Source organism: Leucobacter sp. M11 (genome assembly GCF_035726885.1).
Lineage (GTDB): Bacteria > Actinomycetota > Actinomycetes > Actinomycetales > Microbacteriaceae > JAPFRB01.
Genome location: NZ_JAPFRB010000004.1, coordinates 392,360 through 394,469, shown reverse-complemented (window position 1 = coordinate 394,469; position 2,110 = coordinate 392,360). Strand labels below are relative to the sequence as shown.

Annotated in this window: 2 protein-coding genes; both read left to right on the top strand. The window is 73.1% G+C overall.

Annotated elements, in window-relative coordinates:
• The first annotated feature begins 20 nt into the window (after positions 1–20).
• Positions 21–1,364, top strand: coding sequence for a quinolinate synthase NadA (gene nadA / locus OOT08_RS13940; protein WP_325093666.1), 1,344 nt, complete (start codon positions 21–23; stop codon positions 1,362–1,364).
• Positions 1,361–2,110, top strand: a 750-nt coding sequence (locus tag OOT08_RS13935) for an FAD-dependent oxidoreductase (protein ID WP_325093392.1), incomplete at its 3' end; no start/stop codon positions are given. The genes nadA and OOT08_RS13935, both read left to right, overlap by 4 nt.

The window sequence follows — 2,110 nt, the reverse complement described above, 5'->3', positions numbered from 1 at the left end:
CCCGAATCGAGGAGCCACGCATGACCTCCGTCAACGACCTGATCCAGTCGCTCGAGCCCCGCACGGGCGAGCTCGGCCGCCCCGCGGTCCAGACCCTGCCCGGGCACCGCCGCCCCGTGAACCTGCGCACGCTGAACGCGCCCGCGACGAGCACCTGCGACGCCGACCTTGCCGAGGACCCCTGGGTGATCGACCGGACCCCGGGGTACGGCCCCGGGGCCTCGGTGGCGGATCTGCTCCCCGCGGATGCCCCCGCGCAGGGGCGGCTCCCCGACGAGTACACCCGGGCGAGCGCCGAGGAGCTGGACCGGCGCATCCGCGCCGCGAAGGCGGAGCTTGGCGACCGGGTGCTCATTCTCGGGCACTTCTACCAGCGCGACGAGGTCGTGCAGTACGCGGACTTCGTCGGGGACTCCTTCCAGCTGGCCCGCGCCGCGACCACCCGCCCGGACGCCGAGGCGATCGTGTTCTGCGGCGTGCACTTCATGGCCGAGACCGCCGACATTCTCTCCGGGCCCGAGCAGGCCGTGATCCTGCCAAACCTTGCCGCGGGCTGTTCGATGGCCGACATGGCCACGATTGAGGAGGTCGAGGACTGCTGGGAGGACCTCATGGCCACCCTCGGCGCGGAGCCGAACGCGGACGGGCTCGCGCCCGTGATCCCCGTGACCTACATGAACTCCTCGGCCGCGATCAAGGACTTCTGCGGGCGCAACGGCGGCATCGTCTGCACCTCCTCGAACGCCCGCACCGTGCTGGAGTGGGCCTTCGAGCGCGGGCAGCGCGTCGTGTTCTTCCCGGATCAGCACCTGGGGCGCAACACCGCGCACGCGATGGACATCAGCCTCGACCGGATGCCGACCTGGAACCCTCGGCTCCCCCTCGGCGGCAACACGGCCGAGGAGATCCGGGACGCGAAGGTGATCCTCTGGAACGGCTTCTGCTCCGTGCACAAGCGCTTCACGGTGGACCAGATCGCACAGGCCCGCGCAGACTTCCCGGAGGTGCGCGTGATCGTGCACCCCGAGTGCCCGCTCCCCGTCGTGCAGGCCGCGGACGAGAACGGCTCGACCGATGTGATCCGCAAGGCCATCGAGGCCGCCCCCGCGGGCAGCGTCTTCGCGGTCGGCACCGAGATCAACCTCGTGAACCGCTTACAGGCCGAGCACCCGGACAAGACGATCTTCTGCCTGGACCCCGTGATCTGCCCCTGCTCGACGATGTACCGCATCCACCCGGGCTACCTCGCCTGGACCCTGGAGCGGCTCCTGGCGGGCGAGGTCGTCAACCAGATCACCGTGTCCGAGGCGGTGCAGGACGGCGCGCAGGTGGCCCTGGAACGGATGCTGGCGGCCAAGCCGTGATCCTCGTCGTCGGCACGGGCGTCACGGGGCTGACCGCGGCGCTCGCCGCGGCCGGGCACGACGAGGTCGTGCTCGTCACGAAGGCAACCCTCGGCGAGACCAACACGGCGCTCGCCCAGGGCGGCATCGCCGCGGCGCTCACCGACGACGACTCCCCCGCCCAGCACGCGGCGGACACCGCCGCGGCCGGGGCGGGCCTCACGGACCCGGCCGCGGTCCGCGTGCTCACCGAGGAGGGACCGGAGCGGGTGCGCGAGCTGATCGCCCGCGGCATCCCCTTCGACCGGGACGGTGCCGGGCGGCTGGCCGCGGGGCTGGAGGCGGCCCACTCCCGGCACCGGATCGTGCACGCCGACGGCGACCGCACGGGAGCCGCCCTGCAGGCGGGGCTCAGCGCGCTCCTGCCCGGCTCCGGAATCCAGGTGCGGGAACACCGCTTCCTGCTCGACCTCGTGCTTGCGTCCGGCCGCGTCGTGGGCGCGCGCTTCCTCGACGCGAGCGCCCCGGCTGGCCAGTCCCGGCCGGAGACGATCCTCGCCGACGCCGTGATCCTCGCCACGGGCGGGGCGGGGCAGCTGTTCGCGCACACCACGAACCCCGCCGTGGCGACCGGGGACGGCATCGCCGCCGCGTTCCGCGCCGGGGCCCGGGTCGCCGACCTCGAGTTCTTCCAGTTCCACCCCACCGCGCTGGCCGCGACCGGGCCGGAGTCAGCCGCACCCCTGCCGCTCGTCTCCGAGGCGGTC